The following is a 16,515-nucleotide window of genomic DNA, read 5'->3' on the forward strand; positions in this document are numbered from 1 at the left end:
AGGCTGAGGCAAGGGGGCGGATGAAGCGGGGATGACAGACGCACGGGTACAGCTGGTGTTGGATCTTCAGCAGGACCGTCCTTTCTCGGCGGAACGGTTCATTGCTGGTTCGTCCAATGCGTCGGCGCGTGCATGGCTGGCACGGGCCCGCTGGCCGGAAGGGAGGCTCTGGCTGTGGGGGCCTGCGGGTACAGGCAAAAGCCATCTGCTGCATGTCTGGGCGCAGCAGAATGGGGCTGTGCAGTTCGAGGCTGCGGCACTGTCCTGTGATGCAGATGGGGCCCTGCTGGTGGCGGGGCAGAAGCTGGAGCCGGGCGTGACCCCGTTCGTGATCGACCATCTGGAAGGGCTGGAGCAGAAACAGGAAGTGGCGCTGCTGCATCTGCTCAACCGTGCTCATGCGGCGGGCAGGCGGGTGCTCATGGCATCCCGGCACCCACCGGCACGCCGTTTTTTCCATCTGCCAGACCTTGCGAGTCGGCTCAGGGCGACCATGACAGCGGGGCTGGAAGAGCCAGAGGATGAGTTGCGGGCAACCCTGCTGCTGTCTCTCATGGCTGAGCGGCAGCTTGTCGTGCCACAGTCCGTCACGGACTGGCTCTGGCGTCAGCTGCCCCGGACAGGGGAGGCACTGGTCCGGGCGGTGAACAGACTGGATGATGCCGCCATGAAACGGGGCAGCGCCATCAGCCGTGCTCTGGCCATGGAGGTGCTGGCCGATCTTCTCAAAGAAGAAGACTGATGGAGCCTTGCATGGTCCAGGGGAAGAAATAAGAGGCGGTTTTCTGCCAGATCAGGAACTGTCCAGTCCCAATTGCATTTGTTACCTGCAAGGCTGAAATACTATCTTAATAATTGTCATATTGACGGAACCTCTGTCTTATTGAAGCAATAAAGAAGCGGGATTGTGCCTGCTGACCAGCCAGGTGAGGAGACTGTCATGTCCAACATAGGGAATATGGCGTTTGTTGAGACAAACATGGCGAGTGAAGCCATGACAAAGAAACATCAGACCCGTTTCATCAATCGTGAGCTTGGCTGGCTGGATTTCAACCAGCGTGTTCTGGATGAAGCTGAAAATCCGGCAGCGCCCCTGCTGGAGCGGCTGCGCTTTCTCTCCATCAGTGCGGGCAACATGGATGAATTCTACGCCGTCCGTGTCGCTGGGCTGGTGCACCAGCTGAAGGATGGTTCCGGCAAGAAAAGCCCCGACGGGCTGACCTCGGCCCAGCAGCTTGAAACGGTACGGCACCAGGCATGGCATCTCCAGGGAGAGCAGCAGCGCATCTGGGGTGACATGCTGAAGGAGCTGCGGGACGAGAATATTCTCATCAGGAATGTTGAGAAGCTCCATCATCACGATCAGGAGTGGCTTTCCAAATATTTTGACAGCCAGCTTTTTCCTGTACTGACGCCGCTGACCCTGAATCCCACCCATCCCCTGCCGTTCATCTTCAGTGGCGGGCAGGCGCTGGTGCTCTGTCTCAAGGACCCGAAGACGGATCATCACATGATGGATGGCATGGTTGTCCTGCCAGAGCAGCTGCCTCGTTTCATCCGTCTGCCGGACCAGGATGACACGATCCGCTTCGTATTGCTGGAGGATGTGATCTTCCGCTTTGCCAAACGTCTGTATCCGGGGCTTCATGCCAGCCGTTCAGGCATGTTGCGCCTTGTGCGTGACCTGGATGTGGAGCTGGAAGAAGATGCTGAAGACCTGCTGAACAGCTTCGAGAAGGCTGTGAAGGAACGGCGGCGTGGGGCCTGCATCCATCTGGAGGTGGATGGTCGCCTGCCCGGGCATCTTATCCGCAAGCTGGGCGTGGCCAAGGATGATGTTGTCCATCTGCCGACCATGGTCGGTGTGGGCGATGTCAAGCAGCTCATCGTGTCCGACCGGCCGGAGCTTCTTTTCAGACCGTATCATCCCAGTATTCCGCAGCGTGTCCTGAAGCATGACGGCGATTATTTCGCCACGATCCGGGAGGCTGACCTTGTCGTCCATCATCCGTATGAGAGTTTTGATACGGTTGTTCATTTCCTCCAGCAGGCAGCACGGGATCCGGATGTCCTGTCCATCAAGCAGTCCATCTACCGGACATCGCATGACAGCCCGATCGTGGATGCGCTGATCGAGGCTGTTGAGGCGGGTAAATCCGTTACGGTAGAGGTGGAGCTGCGGGCCAGGTTTGACGAAGAAGCCAATATCCGTCTTGCCCGGGCACTGGAGATCAGAGGCGTGCAGGTCGTGTATGGTCTGGCGGCTTACAAGACCCATGCCAAGATGATCCTGGTGGTACGGCGTGAAGGCGACCACCTCCAGTCCTATGCCCATTACGGGACGGGCAACTATCATCCCAATACAGCTAAGATCTATACGGACATTTCCTATTTTACCTGTAATCCCGTCCTGGTTGATGACTGTGCCCGGCTCTTCAACTGTATTACCGGCGCTGCGGTGCCGGAGCTTCATGCGGTGGCTTTTTCGCCTCTTACCATTCGCCCGACGCTGGAAAAGCTGGTGCGGGAAGAGATGGAGCATGTCAGCGCCGGACGGCCCGGGCAGATATGGCTGAAGATGAACAGCCTTGTGGACAGGAAGCTGATCGAGCTTCTCTACGAGGCATCACAGGCCGGTGTGAAGATCACCATTGTGGTGAGGGGGATGTGCAGCCTGCGGCCGGGTGTGCCGGGCCTTTCTGAAGGGATTGAGGTACGGTCCATCGTGGGGCGGTATCTGGAGCATGCCCGTGTCTTTGCCTTTGGCAACGGGTGTGAGCTGCCTTCCCGCCAGGCAAAGCTGTACATTGCATCGGCTGACTGGATGAAACGGAACATGGACCGCCGCATTGAGGCCATGGTGCCCATTACGGATACGGAGTCTCATGACCGTATCCTGGGCGAGATCATGGTGGTGAATGTTCATGATACGTTGCAGAGCTGGGTAATGCTGCCTGATGGCCGCTGGAAACGTGTCGAACCCGGCGAATCTCCCCTTTCCGCGCATGAGTATTTTATGGAAAAAGCCTCTGCGTCGGCTAAAGAAGCAGACACTCCAGCGAATCCCCGGCTGGACTCCGAGGATGGGGAAGGGCCTGCGAAGGAGGCGTAAGAATGGTGTATACGGCAGCGCAGTGGGGGGGACGGGAGTCCCGCCGGGCTGCAATCGTGGACCTGGGCTCCAACTCCGTGCGGATGGTGGTCTATGAGGGGGTTGCCCGCAATCCCGTTCCCATCTTCAACGAAAAGGCCACTCTGCGTCTTGGCGCAGGGCTGGAGGCCACAGGGATGCTGAGCGAGGAAGGCATCAACCGCGCGTTGGAGGTCCTTGCCCGTTATCAGGCCATTGGTCAGGCCATGAAGGTGGAACCGTTCGATGTTCTCGCCACGGCTGCCGTGAGGGATGCCCATAATGGGGCTGACTTTGTGAAAGCGGCCAAAGCCCGCATGCCGGAAGCCCGCTTCCGTGTGCTGAATGGAGAGGAAGAAGCGGATTATTCCGCCGCAGGGGTGCTGTGTGCCCTGCCGGATGCTGATGGTGTGGTGGCCGATATTGGAGGGGGCTCGCTGGAGCTGATCCGTGTCAGGAACGGGGCCTATTTCGAGGCTGGGACGACACCGCTTGGAGTGATCCGGTTGCGGGAGCGTTCGCAGGAGGACCTGGGAGAGGCCAGCAAGATTGCCAGAAAGACGCTGGCAGATGTCTCATGGCTGGAAACGGCGGCCGGCAAGCCGCTTTATCTGGTGGGTGGGGCCTTCCGGGCGCTGGCCCGCCTGCATGTGGCCCGTATGGAGTATCCTCTGAACATGGTCCATCTCTTCCGGCTCAGCCGGTCAGAGGCAGAGGAAATGGCAGGCTGGGTCATCGGGGCCAGCCGCAAGCAGATGGAAAAGATCGGCAATGTCCCACGCAAGCGGATGGTGGATGCGCCATTTGCAGCCCAGGTTCTGCTCGCCCTGCTGGCCCAGACGGATGCGCAGGAGGTCGTTTTCAGTGCGGAGGGTCTGCGGGAAGGCTGGTACATGCGTGAGGTTGCCTCCTCTGTCGCTGAGGAAGACCCTATGGAGGCTCTGGCTCGGGAGATGGCAGGGCGGCTTGGCCGTAATGCCTCCTTGGCCGAGCCCCTTATTACATGGGTGTCTCCTGTCTTCCTGACCGGACTGGACTGGGTAGAAGATTCTTTTCTGGCAGCACAGCTCCGGCTGGCCTGTACCATCTCCGATATCGGGTCATATGACCATCCGCAATATCGGGCAGAGCAGACCTATCGACGGGTCCTGTACTGTCATGGTGTTGGTTTTTCCCATGAATCGCGGGCCTTTCTGGCCCTCGTGCTGGCCGTGCGGTACGAGATCAACAGGGATGATCCCGTTCTGGAGCCGTCCCGCCGTCTGCTGAGCAAGGGACGCTACGAGGCGGCCGTGCAGCTCGGGCTGGTGCTGCGTCTGGTCTATACATTATGTGCTGGGACAGAGGTTCTTCTGGAAAGAACACACCTGGCCATGAAGGATGACAAGCTGGTGCTCAGCCTGCATGGAAGTCGACTGCGTTCTGGCGGCAGCGCCATTTCCCGTCAGCTGGAACGCCTGGCCGAGGCGCTGGGGATGAAACCGTCCCTGCGCTGACAGGCGGCTGTTTTCTGTACAAAGAGCCAGCATCCCCGATAGGATGGCTGGCTCTTTTTTTAATCTGACATGATCTTGCGGGCCTGGTCCTATTCCCAGACGTTTTGTCGTCTTTCAGGGGGGCATGTCAGACGGTTCAGCTTTTTCTCCATTCCACCCGATATGACGGGTTTCTGCCGGCTGGCTCCCGCCATCTGACAGGGTCAGTGCGACTGACGGAGGGGGGCAAGAAGCCGGTTGAGATAATCCAGCTCACTCTGGGGGCGGGTGCGGTCAGAGGCACGACGTTGCAGTTCACGCTCGATGTCATGGGCACGGTTGCGTTCATGGTCCGGGATGTGGGCATCAGAGTCCGGACTGTCATCCAGTTTCCGGCCCAGCGGGTCCTGATTCTCCGGCTGTTTTTCCTCATCATCATGTGTGTCCTCATCCTGCCCGCTGTTCGGGTCGTCATCGGGGGAGGCAGAGGGGGTGCCGTTCTGCTCATCTGGCGATGAGGAGGCAGAAGGAGGAGGAATGAAGCCAAGATGCCCCTTGCTTTCCTGACTGGATGCAGACTGGTTCCGGCTCATCTCATGACGGGACTGTGACAGATCATTCAGGACGGTCTGGATGTTCTTCACGCTTTCTTCGTCCTGACGGTTGGCGAGGCTCTTCAGGACAGCTCCCATATCTTTTTCTGCTTTTAGCAGATTGGACATTTTTTTCTTTGTCAGGGTTTCCCCACGATGGTTGAGCGTGCCGGCCAGAAGGCGCAGGGCATATTGGGTTGCATGGTCCTTTTGCCGTTCATCAGCATGGAGGAGAACGGCCTCCTGATCCAACTGTGATGTTGTGGAAGAACTGTCTGTTGAGGCGGAAACCATGCCAAGCTGGCTGAGCAGTTCGGCTGTGGACATCTGGGAGACATCCTTGTGCTGGGTGTCCTGATCATCCGTTTTGGGGCGCTCTGAGGCAAGACGTTTCTGGGCGTGGTTCAGAAGGTCGGTTTCCTGCCGTATCAGATCCCGCAGGGCGAGGCGCTGGGTACGGGCTTCAGCCTGCGCCTGCATGGAGGCGGCCAGCGACTGCATGTCTGGTAGGGTCGCCTGCCGGAGCTGTTCGGCAGGTTCCACCATATTGCGCAGGTGCTCCAAAGCCTGTTCTGTCCGTCCGGCCAACGCATCAGACTGGACCTGCCCGGCAAGGCGGATCCAGGGCATTCCCCGGCCACCGGGCATGGGCATGACGAGGCCGCTTTGGCTGGCCTTCTGGAAAACGAAGGCCATGTGGCCGTCCAGAGCAGTTTTCAGGCTTTCCAGTTCGTCATGCAGCGCTTGCTGTTCAGCTGGAGGCGGGGGAGCGGGATGCTGCCCGAGGGCGAGAAGATGCAGGCGAATCCCGTTCTGCAAGGCCCGTACATGAAGCATGGAGGCCGCAATGGCCTGCCCGGATTGTGAACGGTCTTCCGCATAAAGGGCTGTGAACCAGAGCTGTTCAGTCAGGGCCTGGAGGGGCAGGCCTGTCGTTGCCTGCTGCTGTAGCAGGGCGAGTGGCAGGCTGAGATCAGCCGGAAGAGGCAGGTCTGTCAGAAGGGCCAGCAGGTGGGCTGCCTGTGCTTCTGTTGTGCGCTTGAGAACAAGAGCCAATCGCAGGTCCAGCAGTGCGCGGCTCAGTGGATCGTGAAAGGAACGGTGCCCCAGGCGGAAGGTCTGGAGTTTGGAGCAGCGTTCTTTGCCAGAGCTGCTGCGGGCGCAGAGCTGCCCGGCAACTTCCAGCCCGGCGAAGGGGCTGTCGGAGAGGTCGAGCCGGGTGGTGCCCGTGGCTTTGGTCGGCTGTTTTTCCAGCGGCAGGGGAATGGTCAGACCATGAGCAGGGTCCGGCGTGTGCGCTGGTGGAATGATGGGGTGCAGTCTGGCCTCCAGGGAAGCGACACCATGGGGCTGGCTGACTGACCATGGAAAGCTGGTATACCAGTCCTGCGATATGGCACCGGCTTTGGCGGTCCATTGAATGTCTGGCGGTGTGTCGGCACTGACATGAAGCTGCCAGCGCCCCAGCCTGCGGCCCCGGACAGAAAGACTTATGGTGCCGCTCTTTCGCAGGGTTCCTTCAATCTGCCAGCTTCCTTTCTCCCGGGATGTCTGGCTGTGCTCGACAGTACCATGCAGGGCGGGGCGTCCTGATGTGGCGTCCAGCACGGCGTGGAGCCGTGCTCCTTCCGGTAGTGAGAGGGCGGGACTGTGTGCCGTCAGGAAAATGGGTGGGCCGGGTGAATAGGCGGGCTGGTCGATCCATGCCTGCATGGCAGGGAGCGGTGCGGCGTCATCATCCATGCCGGGGATGAAGCCAGCCTTCAGTCTCAGCCCGGCCTGTGGTCCCGCCAGCCCCCCAAGGACGAACAGGCAGAGTACGACAAGAGTGGTTGTCAGCCTGCCTGCCCAGTGTGGAAAGAGCCGTGGAAGACGCAGGCGGAGAGAGTCGAACGAGTCCAGAAGCCGTTGCCGGTGGATGGTCCAGAGCTGCCCTTCCCGGCGTATGTCTTCCTCGGAGAGGCCTTCAGGCAGAGCGGGGCGGTCTGTCAGGGCTGCCAGGGGCGGAAAAGCAAGCCCGGAATCGCTGGCGATACGCTGATCCACCTGTGCAGCGGAGGGACGGGGCAGGCGGTGGAGGCGCCGGGCTGCCAAGAACAGCACACTTCCGAAGGAGGAGACTTCCAGCAGGAGGTGCAGGCTGTCAGGCAGGGATTGTGGGAGATGAAGCAGGGCCGCACAGCCCCACAGGCCAGCAAGCAGCAGGGGCCAGCGGGCATGATGCCAGCACTGTTCCAGCCGGAGCCGACGGTAGGCCTGCCGCTGGATGTGGGCAAACCGGGGAGGGAGGGGGGTGGGCTTCACGGGGGTCAGGGGCGGGCCAGCCAGTCGGGGACGGCTTCCTGTGCCAGCAGCTCTTCAAGTGTCTGGCGTCTGCGGATGATGGCTTTCCGGCCGCCTTCAATCATGACCTGCGCAGCAAGGGGGCGTGAATTGTAGGTGGAGCTCATGACTGTGCCATAGGCTCCGGCATCCAGCAGAGCAACCAGATCTCCTTTCTTCAAAGGGGGCAGGGAACGCTGGCGGGCAAAGATGTCGCTGCTCTCACAGATGGGACCGACCACATCTACGCACTCTTCGGTGGTGGTGTCCGGTTCGTTCAGGGGGAGGATGCCATGCCAGGAATCATACATGGCTGGGCGGACGAGGTCATTCATGCCAGCATCAATGATGACGAAACGGCGGGCAGCGTCCTTCACGTCGATCACACGGGCCAGAAGAACCCCGGCGGGTGCCGCCAGCCAGCGGCCGGGCTCGACATGCAGCTGCACATCCAGGTCTCCCAGCGTCTCGGCAATGACATCAGCCAGCATGGCGGGGGGAGGTGCCTGCTCGTTCCGGTAGGCGATACCAAGGCCGCCGCCGCAGTCAATGTCGCTGACATGCAGCCCATCTTCCCGCAGGGTGCGGACGAGTGCGGCAATTCGCTCATAGCCTTTGCGGAAGGGAGCTGCCGTCACCATCTGGCTGCCGAGATGAACGGCAAGACCGACCAGCTCCACACCGTGCATGTCTGTCTGTGCCTTCCGGTAGAGGGCCGGGATGGCGTCATGGGCAATGCCGAATTTGTCTTCGGCACGCCCTGTCGTGATCTTGCTGTGTGTCTGGGCGTCAATATCGGGATTGACCCGGAAGGCGATGCGGGCCCGCTGCTGCATGTTTTGTGCCAGAGCGTTGAGCCGGTGCAGTTCTTCCACACTTTCGACATTGATCTGACCGATCTGATGATGAATCGCCAGCTCCAGCTCGTCATCCGTCTTGCCGATTCCTGAGAAGACGATGTCACGGGCCCTGATGCCCGCCGCAAGAGCCCGACGCAGTTCTCCACCGCTGACGACATCAGCCCCGAAGCCACATTGTGCCAGAACGGTCAGGCAGGCCTGATGATCCTGTGCCTTGACGGCAAAGTGGCAATGGATGGGCAGATTGCGGGCCCTGAATGCATCCTGAAGGGCATGGGCACGCTGGCGTAGCGTATCGGCGCTGATGACCCAGCAGGGTGTTCCGTGCTCTCTGGCAATATCCGTGAGAGAGGTGCCATCCATGACCAGCCCCTGTCTGCCTTTGTAGGACAGGTTGGGGTGGTTGTTCAGGAGGGTCTGGAATGTCGGGTCGGGATGTGTCGAAGTCATGACCGCATGATTACAGACCAGCAGCCAAAATGGGAAGGTGTAACCCGCAGGAAACAGGGGCGCAGCCGCAGACAGTACGGAACACCCTGACGCTCTTCCCAAGCAGCTATGGAAGCGCTTCAATCCTGTATTCTGGATGAGGAGATATGTGGTGCACCCGAGAGGACTCGAACCTCTAACCCCCAGATTCGTAGTCTGGTGCTCTATCCAATTGAGCTACGGGTGCAGACCTCGGAAGACCCGAGTATATGATGACATGGTGCACCCGAGAGGACTCGAACCTCTAACCCCCAGATTCGTAGTCTGGTGCTCTATCCAATTGAGCTACGGGTGCGCCGTGTTGAGGAGGCTTCTATCCGGTCTGGGGCAGTGGTGCAACCCCACTGGAGAAGTTTTTTTAAATATTTTCCAGTGGGATGTTCCCGGCGTTTTTCAGCGGCGAATCAGCGAAACATGGGCACGGCAGCGTGGTGACGTGTAGGTCCCACCGATGGCCGTACCAACCGGATAGCCGTTGAATGTCTGCCTGTAGGGGGTATCGTTCATTCCCTTGTCGGTCAGTTCGGCCAGGTAGTGCTGCTGGCCTTTTTCATAGGTGCCCCGGAGAGTGGATGTATTCATGCCGGGGTTGAAAACGACCTCATGCCCACGGATGCGAAGGGAGGATATGTCCCCGGTCGGGCAGATTCCCTGCTCGGTAACGAGCTTGCCCGTCCACAGGCCATAGGGGTCGGAAGCCGGGTCGGGAAGGGAGGAGCAGGCCCCCAGAGTGCAGAGGCTGACCAGACAGGTGAGAAAAGCGGGACGCATTGCGCAGTTCCTGAAAAGCATGTTCGAGTAATGTGAACCGCCGCGGAAATCTTTGCCGGAAGGTAAAAACCGGTGGAGAATAAGGATGACGTTGGCGGTCGATCGTCCTATAGAGACTAGCACGAATTGAGCATTGTGCCATATCCAGCAGGCGAGGCCCGGAACTTGACGCAGAAAAACGCAGACACCCTTCAGCAGCTTGATGAAACCCTCCATGAAGACCGTATCCTGATTCTGGATTTCGGCAGCCAGGTGACCCAGCTGATCGCCCGCCGCGTGCGGGAAAGCGGGGTGTATTGCGAGATCTGGCCGTTCACTTCCCCGCTGGAGAAAATCCGTGAGTTCAACCCGCGGGGCATCATCCTGTCCGGCAGCCCGGCCAGCGTGCATGACGACAATGCGCCGACCCTGCCGGAAGGGCTGCTGGAGCTGAAGCGCCCCATTCTGGGTATCTGCTACGGCCAGCAGGTTCTCTGCCATACGCTGGGCGGGCGTGTGGAAACCCATGACCACCGTGAATTTGGCCGTGCCTATATTGATGTCGCCGAGGAATGTGCGCTGTTCCACGGTCTCTGGGCACAGGGTGGGCGTGAGCAGGTCTGGATGAGCCACGGTGACCGTGTGGCGGCCCTGCCGCCGGGCTTCAGGGCCGTGGCCTATTCCGAGGGGGCACCGTTTGCCATCATCGCCAATGAAGAACGCCGCATCTATGGCGTGCAGTTCCACCCGGAGGTGGTGCATACGCCACATGGGGCGGAGCTGATCCGCAACTTCACGCATGGCGTGGCAGGCTGCTCCGGCACGTGGACGATGGCCGGTTTCCGTGATCTGGAAATTGCCCGCATCCGCAAGCAGGTGGGTGATGGCAAGGTGATCTGTGGTCTCTCCGGCGGGGTGGACAGCTCCGTGGCGGCCAAGCTGATCCATGATGCCATCGGGGACCAGCTGACCTGCATCTTTGTCGATCCGGGCATCCTGCGTGCCGGTGAGGCTGACGAGGTGGTGAAGACCTTCCGTGACCGTTTCAACATCCATCTGGTCCATCGTGATGCCTCCGACCTGTTCCTTGGCGAGCTGGCCGGGGTGACGGACCCGGAGGTGAAGCGCAAGACCATTGGTCGCCTCTTCATTGAGGTCTTCGAGCAGGAAGCGGCCAAGCTGGGCGGGGCGCAGTTCCTGGCGCAGGGCACGCTGTATCCGGATGTGATCGAGAGTGTCAGCTTCAATGGCGGGCCGTCCGTGACCATCAAGTCCCATCACAATGTGGGCGGTCTGCCAGAACGGATGAACATGGAGCTGGTCGAGCCGCTGCGTGAACTTTTCAAGGATGAGGTCCGTGCGCTGGGCCGTGAGATCGGCGTGCCGGAGCATATTGTCGGGCGGCATCCATTCCCGGGGCCGGGACTGGCCATCCGTATCCCCGGTGACATCACACGGGAGAAGCTGGACCTCCTGCGGAAGGTGGACAGCATCTATCTGGAGGAAATCCGCAAGGCTGGCCTGTATGATGAGATCTGGCAGGCTTTTGCGGTTCTCCTGCCTGTCCGCACAGTGGGCGTGATGGGTGATGACCGTACCTACGATCAGGCCTGCGCCCTGCGTGCCGTCACCAGCACGGACGGCATGACCGCCGAGGTCTATCCCTTCACTTTCGAGTTCCTCAACCGTGTTGCCGGCCGCATCGTGAACGAGGTGCGTGGCATCAACCGTGTCACCTACGACATCACCTCCAAGCCACCGGGCACGATCGAGTGGGAGTGAGACTGCAGAACATTATGGGGAATGATGGGGAAGGCCTGCAGGAATGCAGGCCTTTTTTGTGCCCTGATGATGGTCAGGAAGATGTCAGTCTGTACAGAAAGGTCATGAGATATGAAAGCATGTCCTATGAGGGAAAAGATGAGTGAATAGAGACTGCCAGGCGGTTGGATTTTATTGCATTTCCTTTCTTTCCTGGGAGGAGTGGTGTGCAGTCCGGGTAAGGGATGGCTTTCACAAGCAGAGTTGAACCGGAGACAAAGAGGATGTTCCAGCCATTGCTCCCAGTATGAAGTCGGCCCTCCGCCTCAGTCTGCCCATGAGGATCGAAGCTCCAAAAGTTGTCAGGCAGGCCACGAGCGTGATGAGGGAGTAAGGGAGAGTGGCCAGTGTCTGGTCAGGCGTCAGCTGATAGCCGGCAATCCCTGTCAGGGTCAGATCGACTGAGAATGAAGCCGTGAAAAGCAGCTGCCCCAGAAACAGGATCATGAGGCGGCCTCTGGTGGTCTGGGACATGATCAGGACTCCCTGATGCCTCATTGTTGGTCCTGATTTGTGGTATGAGTGTGTTCTGGTTCGCATGGGCGGACAGAAGCGTGGCGTGACCATGCCACGCTTTTCTGGCAGGGCAGGGTTGCTGTACATGAGCGGATTTTTTGGACATGAGAGGGGGAATACGGCTTGCCCAAATGGCTGTCCCTTGGCAGGGATAAAGGGATGAGAGTACCTGTTTCATTTTCCTGTAGGCTGCCCGTGCAGGGGGCGTTACCGATTATGGTGATGGCCCTGTTTGCAGCTTGTCCCGCCCGTGGGGCGGAGGGAGAGCAGGCTATGTCTCATGCTTCCCATCATCATGGTAAGCGGCATGAAAAGCACCACGCCGCCGTGCATGAGCCAGCCCATGCGGCAAAAGCTCATGGGCGTGTCCACCATGGGCGCACCACCCCTCACAAGGTCGCTCCTGCGGCTCCGACGACGCAGCCAGCTCCGCCTCCTGTTCCCGACAATGTCGGTACGGAGACAAAGCTGCCACTGCCCCGCTATGCCGCCATGCGGGCGGACCGTGTTTACATGCGGCGTGGCCCCGGTGAGCGGTATCCGATCGACTGGGTCTATCATCGCCGTGGATATCCGGTGCTGATCGAGCGGGAATTCGGGGTCTGGCGTCTTGTGGAGGACCAGGATGGCCAGAAGGGCTGGGTACATCAGGTGACGCTGCATGGCAGCCGTTCCTTTATCATACCCGGTTCCGTGTCCTATGATGGGGATGCGTCTAAAGTTTCGACCACGGGTCATGCTGATTCCCGCATTGTGGCATACGTGCCGGCGGGGGAGGTGGCACGGGGCCAGAATCATGACGTCCCTCTGATGAGTTCGGACAAGCCGGATCGGACCGTCGTCGCCCTGCTGGAGCCGGGGGCGATCGGAAAGATCAAGGCCTGTCCACAGGGCTCATCATGGTGTCATGTCACAGTCAGGGGCTATGACGGGTGGATCGAACGCCGCCTGTTATGGGGGGTGCAACCCGGTGAAATCATTCAGCCTGACTGAACAAATGAAAAGTCGAGGAATGTTATGACAGCCAACATCCATCATCGCCGCACTCGGATTGTTGCGACCCTCGGGCCGGCATCAGAAACCGCTGAGCAGATTCTCCATCTTGCCAAGACCGGTGTGAATGTTTTCCGCCTGAACTTCTCCCACGGTGCCCATGATGAGCACGCCGCCCGTCACAAGGCCGTGCGTGAGGCCGAAGCCAAGCTGGGCCGCCCTCTGGCCGTCCTGGCCGACTTCCAGGGGCCGAAGCTGCGTGTTGGCGTGTTCAAGGATGGCCCGGTCCAGCTGAAGGTCGGCCAGAAATTCACGCTGGATCTGGACAAGACCCCCGGCGATGCCAACCGTGTCAACCTGCCGCACCCGGAGATCATCGCCGCTGTTGATGTCGGTCACCGCCTCCTGCTGGATGACGGCAAGCTGGCTCTGCGCGTCACGAAGAAGCACAAGGAAGCGCTGGAGACGGAAGTTCTCGTGGGGGGCAAGCTCTCCGAGCGCAAAGGTGTGAACGTTCCTGACGTTGCCCTGCCGATCCCGGCCCTGACAGAGAAGGACCACAAAGATCTCCAGTTCGCCCTATCCATTGGTGTGGATCTGATCGCCCTGTCCTTCGTCCAGCGTCCGGAAGACATTCAGGAAGCCCGTGACATCGTCAAGGGCCGTGCATGGATCGTCACCAAGCTGGAGAAGCCGCAGGCTGTTGAGTGCCTCGATGAGATCATCCGTCTCTCCGATGCGCTGATGGTGGCCCGTGGCGACCTGGGTGTCGAGCTGCCGGCCGAGGATGTTCCTGTCATCCAGAAGCGTGCCATCACTGAGGCCCGTCGTCAGGGACGTCCGGTCATCGTGGCAACGCAGATGATGGAAAGCATGATCAGCAGCCCGGTGGCGACCCGTGCGGAAGTCTCCGACGTGGCCAATGCTGTTTACGATGGTGCTGATGCTGTCATGCTCTCCGCTGAGAGTGCTGCCGGTTCCTTCGGGCCTGAAGCCGTGGCCACGATGGCCCGTGTCACCGCCCGTGTGGAGCAGGACCCGGAATGGCGTGCCCGCATGGACCGCATGCGCCCGGCCTCCGAGCACACGATCCAGGGTGCACAGGCCAAGTCAGCCTTCGATGTGGCCCGCAACGCCCGTGCAGCCGCTCTGGCCGTGCATACGGAGAATGGCCGCAGTGCCGTGCTGGTTTCCCGGGAGCGTCCGCATGAGCCGGTCGTGGCCCTGACGAACGAGACGACCTCCCGCCGCCTGTGCGTGGTCTGGGGCGTGTTCCCGAAGGTTGTTTCCAGCAAGGATGATGTGAAGGCCGTTGGCGAGTTCGCCAAGGGCGGTGAGCATGTCGTTCTTCTCGACAGCTCCAAGAACCTGCGCATCGTCAAGGCCTGATCCTTCGCTGATGCGTTGTCTGCATCCCTGGAGGCTTCGGCCTTCAGGGACGCAGGGAGAAAAGAAGAAGCCCGGCAGACTGATCACCTGCCGGGCTCCTTTTGCATGGGGTTGAAGAAGAAACGGTCAGGCCTGCTTGTTCTCGATCAACCCCTGCCGGATACGGCGTCCACGCCTGATGCGCTCCGTGATGGCCTCGGAATCGCCATTACGTATGGCCTCGACCATGAGGTGGGCATCCTTCTCGAAACGCTCGAACGTGGCGAGCAGGACGTCCCTGTTTGTCAGGAAGATGTCTCGCCACATGGTCGGGTCGGACGCAGCGATGCGGGTGAAGTCCCGAAAGCCCGAAGCGGCATATTCCAGCACATCGGCCCGGAGGTCGGCGGAAAGACGGTCCGCAGTATCGCATATGGTGAAGGCCAGAAGATGCGGGAGATGGCTGACCATGGCGCATATCTGGTCATGATACTGGTCGGTAATCTGTCGGGTGCGGGCCCCACAGCGCTGCCAGAAAGTTTCCATTGTGGTGATGGCTTCAGAGGGTGTTCCCGCAGGGGGGACGAGCAGGGTCCAGCGATTCTCGAACAGGGTGGCGAACCCGGCATCTGGGCCGGAATATTCCGTACCAGCCATGGGGTGAGCCGGAACATAGCTGACATCTTCTGGCAGCAGAGCGCTGATGTCCGGCCCCAATGTGCTGCGGACGGAGGCGACGTCACTGAGGATGCTCCCGGGCCTCATGTGGGGAAGGATGGCCGCAGCGACCGGCCGGATGGCCCCCGTGGGAATGCAGAGGATGACAGCATCGGATTTTGCGGCTGCCTCTGTCAAGGAGGCTGTGACTTCATCCGCCAGGTCCAGCTCTCTTGCCCGCTGGAGAACAGCCGGGGCGCTGTCGGCTGTGATGAGGCGGCGGGCAAGGGGGCCTGTCTGTCGGGCACGGCGGAGGATGGAAGAGCCAATCAGCCCCGGGCCGATGATGGTCAGGGTGTCAAAGAGGGGGGCATCAGCCATGGAGATATCCGTTTCATCCTGTAAAGCGCATGTGGGCCAGTGTGTTGTTCAGGACCGGTGCAGCTGGCGGAACTCATAGAGCTGCCAGAGCAACAGGACAGGCACGCCGATGACGATGTCCCGTCCCCGTCGCAGCAGGGAGATGCTGATGGAAATGTCGGCACTGATGCCGAACAGATGCCCCAGAGCCACATAACCTGCTTCCTGCACCCCCAAGGCACCGGGCACCAGAAAACCGGCGGACATGATACCACAGACGGCCCCTTCAATGGCCAGTGCATTGAGAAAAGAACAGTGTGCGCCCAGCAGGATAAGGGACAGCCATGTCAGCAGGGCGCTACCAATCCAGCAGAGCAGATGCAGCGCTGCCCCCAGGCCGATGCGGACCGGTTGGTCCCAGAGGCTTTCAATATAGCTCTGGAAATTTTCGCTGTTTTCAGCCAGCGCATCATGCCAGTCGGCAGAGATGTGCTTGGAAAGAAAACGGGCCAGCGCCTGGAGGGCATTGCCGCTGCGCTGCTGTGTCCAGATGAAACCCGCCATGCCGACGCTCAGCAGAACGATGCCAATGGCCAGCGGCCAGACAAATCGCCCGGCATCGGCCTGGCCGACAAGGCAGAGCAGGGCGATGATGATGAAAGCGAGCTGCCCCAGAACTTCCGTTGTGATGTCAACAATGTTGGCGGCAACTCCCTCTGTCCAGCTGATGGGCTGTCCATCCGTCGTGTGGCGGGGGTGGCCCGCCGTGGTGGCCCGTATGCCGATGAGCATTCCGCCAAGCTGGGAAAAAGGCAGGCACGCTGCTGCAGCATCCCGGACAAACCGGGAAAAGGTCAGGCGGAGGAAGCTGATGCTGGCGATGCTGCTTTTCCAGGCGACGCCGAGGAGAACGTTGACGGCCAGCTGGCTGAGGATCAGCAGGATGAACCCGCTGAGGCCGATCTTGGCAAGTGAGGCCAAAATCGGGTGTATGCCAGTACGCAGGGTCAGAAAACAGAAAAGGACGACACCTGTAAGGGAAAGAACAAAGGGAAGTATTTTTTTCAAGGTGCCCGCCATAGTGTTAAATTCATGTTCATGTCCTTCTAGGCCACTCCGTAGTGCACGTCCAATCAGCAGGGCTTTACCCGCCATGATGACGGGGCCTATATCCGGCAGAA

At 60.0% G+C, this 16,515-nt stretch carries 12 protein-coding genes and 2 tRNA genes; 6 read left to right on the top strand and 8 right to left on the bottom strand.

The features are described 5' to 3' along the window. Positions 1 to 31 precede the first annotated feature (31 nt). The 3 genes from J8Z04_RS06230 (at position 32) to J8Z04_RS06240 (ending at position 4,626) form a co-directional block, all read left to right on the top strand. On the top strand, positions 32 to 742 hold the full coding sequence (locus J8Z04_RS06230; RefSeq protein ID WP_081563056.1) for a DnaA/Hda family protein: 711 nt from the start codon (positions 32 to 34) through the stop codon (positions 740 to 742). A gap of 252 nt (positions 743 to 994) precedes the next feature. Then, positions 995 to 3,112, top strand: coding sequence for an RNA degradosome polyphosphate kinase (locus J8Z04_RS06235; protein WP_232086320.1), 2,118 nt, complete (start codon positions 995 to 997; stop codon positions 3,110 to 3,112). A 2-nt stretch (positions 3,113 to 3,114) separates the two neighbouring features. Further along, complete coding sequence (locus J8Z04_RS06240; protein ID WP_081563057.1) at positions 3,115 to 4,626, top strand: Ppx/GppA family phosphatase; 1,512 nt, start codon at positions 3,115 to 3,117, stop codon at positions 4,624 to 4,626. Positions 4,627 to 4,829: 203 nt separating this feature from the next. Here the strand turns inward: J8Z04_RS06240 and J8Z04_RS06245 are convergent, their stop codons facing one another. From J8Z04_RS06245 to J8Z04_RS06265, 5 genes are all read right to left on the bottom strand, one after another. Next, positions 4,830 to 7,502, bottom strand: coding sequence for a DUF4175 family protein (locus J8Z04_RS06245; protein WP_192848073.1), 2,673 nt, complete (start codon positions 7,500 to 7,502; stop codon positions 4,830 to 4,832). 5 nt (positions 7,503 to 7,507) lie between these two features. After that, the gene (gene lysA / locus J8Z04_RS06250; RefSeq protein ID WP_192848074.1) at positions 7,508 to 8,830 is read right to left on the bottom strand and encodes a diaminopimelate decarboxylase; all 1,323 of its coding nucleotides are present in this window, start codon (positions 8,828 to 8,830) and stop codon (positions 7,508 to 7,510) included. 149 nt (positions 8,831 to 8,979) lie between these two features. Continuing rightward, a tRNA-Arg gene (locus J8Z04_RS06255) sits at positions 8,980 to 9,056 on the bottom strand. A gap of 31 nt (positions 9,057 to 9,087) precedes the next feature. Continuing rightward, positions 9,088 to 9,164, bottom strand: a tRNA-Arg gene (locus J8Z04_RS06260). Between the two features lie 98 nt (positions 9,165 to 9,262). Continuing rightward, positions 9,263 to 9,640, bottom strand: coding sequence for a hypothetical protein (locus J8Z04_RS06265; protein WP_086441186.1), 378 nt, complete (start codon positions 9,638 to 9,640; stop codon positions 9,263 to 9,265). A gap of 165 nt (positions 9,641 to 9,805) precedes the next feature. Here J8Z04_RS06265 and guaA point away from each other — a divergent pair, with 165 nt between their 5' ends. Then, positions 9,806 to 11,401 (top strand): glutamine-hydrolyzing GMP synthase, encoded by a 1,596-nt coding sequence (gene guaA, locus J8Z04_RS06270; protein ID WP_081563461.1) that lies wholly within the window; start codon positions 9,806 to 9,808, stop codon positions 11,399 to 11,401. A 231-nt stretch (positions 11,402 to 11,632) separates the two neighbouring features. Here the strand turns inward: guaA and J8Z04_RS06275 are convergent, their stop codons facing one another. Next, a complete protein-coding gene (locus J8Z04_RS06275; protein WP_192848075.1) occupies positions 11,633 to 11,914 on the bottom strand; it encodes a hypothetical protein in 282 nt (93 codons plus the stop codon). A 315-nt stretch (positions 11,915 to 12,229) separates the two neighbouring features. Here J8Z04_RS06275 and J8Z04_RS06280 point away from each other — a divergent pair, with 315 nt between their 5' ends. Both J8Z04_RS06280 and pyk read left to right on the top strand, forming a co-directional pair. After that, the gene (locus J8Z04_RS06280) at positions 12,230 to 12,949 is read left to right on the top strand and encodes an SH3 domain-containing protein (RefSeq protein ID WP_227431355.1); all 720 of its coding nucleotides are present in this window, start codon (positions 12,230 to 12,232) and stop codon (positions 12,947 to 12,949) included. 24 nt (positions 12,950 to 12,973) lie between these two features. Then, positions 12,974 to 14,338 (top strand): pyruvate kinase, encoded by a 1,365-nt coding sequence (pyk, locus tag J8Z04_RS06285; protein WP_192848076.1) that lies wholly within the window; start codon positions 12,974 to 12,976, stop codon positions 14,336 to 14,338. A gap of 126 nt (positions 14,339 to 14,464) precedes the next feature. On the opposite strand, the gene J8Z04_RS06290 is transcribed toward pyk, so the two are convergent. Both J8Z04_RS06290 and J8Z04_RS06295 read right to left on the bottom strand, forming a co-directional pair. Further along, on the bottom strand, positions 14,465 to 15,355 hold the full coding sequence (locus J8Z04_RS06290; protein WP_192848077.1) for a prephenate dehydrogenase/arogenate dehydrogenase family protein: 891 nt from the start codon (positions 15,353 to 15,355) through the stop codon (positions 14,465 to 14,467). A 48-nt stretch (positions 15,356 to 15,403) separates the two neighbouring features. Beyond that, positions 15,404 to 16,414, bottom strand: a complete 1,011-nt coding sequence (locus J8Z04_RS06295) for a lysylphosphatidylglycerol synthase domain-containing protein (RefSeq protein ID WP_192848078.1) — start codon at positions 16,412 to 16,414, stop codon at positions 15,404 to 15,406. Positions 16,415 to 16,515: the final 101 nt, after the last annotated feature.

The sequence above is a fragment of the Bombella apis genome, assembly GCF_018221685.1.
In the GTDB taxonomy this organism is placed as follows: Bacteria; Pseudomonadota; Alphaproteobacteria; order Acetobacterales; family Acetobacteraceae; genus Bombella; species Bombella apis.

Coding starts and splice junctions, on each gene's coding strand:
- J8Z04_RS06230 (WP_081563056.1), top strand. CDS start 32: ATGACAGACGCACGGGTACAGCTGGTGTTGGATCTTCAGCAGGACCGT.
- J8Z04_RS06235 (WP_232086320.1), top strand. CDS start 995: ATGACAAAGAAACATCAGACCCGTTTCATCAATCGTGAGCTTGGCTGG.
- J8Z04_RS06240 (WP_081563057.1), top strand. CDS start 3,115: ATGGTGTATACGGCAGCGCAGTGGGGGGGACGGGAGTCCCGCCGGGCT.
- lysA (WP_192848074.1), bottom strand. CDS start 8,830: ATGACTTCGACACATCCCGACCCGACATTCCAGACCCTCCTGAACAAC.
- J8Z04_RS06265 (WP_086441186.1), bottom strand. CDS start 9,640: ATGCGTCCCGCTTTTCTCACCTGTCTGGTCAGCCTCTGCACTCTGGGG.
- J8Z04_RS06275 (WP_192848075.1), bottom strand. CDS start 11,914: ATGTCCCAGACCACCAGAGGCCGCCTCATGATCCTGTTTCTGGGGCAG.
- J8Z04_RS06280 (WP_227431355.1), top strand. CDS start 12,230: ATGTCTCATGCTTCCCATCATCATGGTAAGCGGCATGAAAAGCACCAC.
- pyk (WP_192848076.1), top strand. CDS start 12,974: ATGACAGCCAACATCCATCATCGCCGCACTCGGATTGTTGCGACCCTC.
- J8Z04_RS06290 (WP_192848077.1), bottom strand. CDS start 15,355: ATGGCTGATGCCCCCCTCTTTGACACCCTGACCATCATCGGCCCGGGG.
- J8Z04_RS06295 (WP_192848078.1), bottom strand. CDS start 16,414: ATGGCGGGCACCTTGAAAAAAATACTTCCCTTTGTTCTTTCCCTTACA.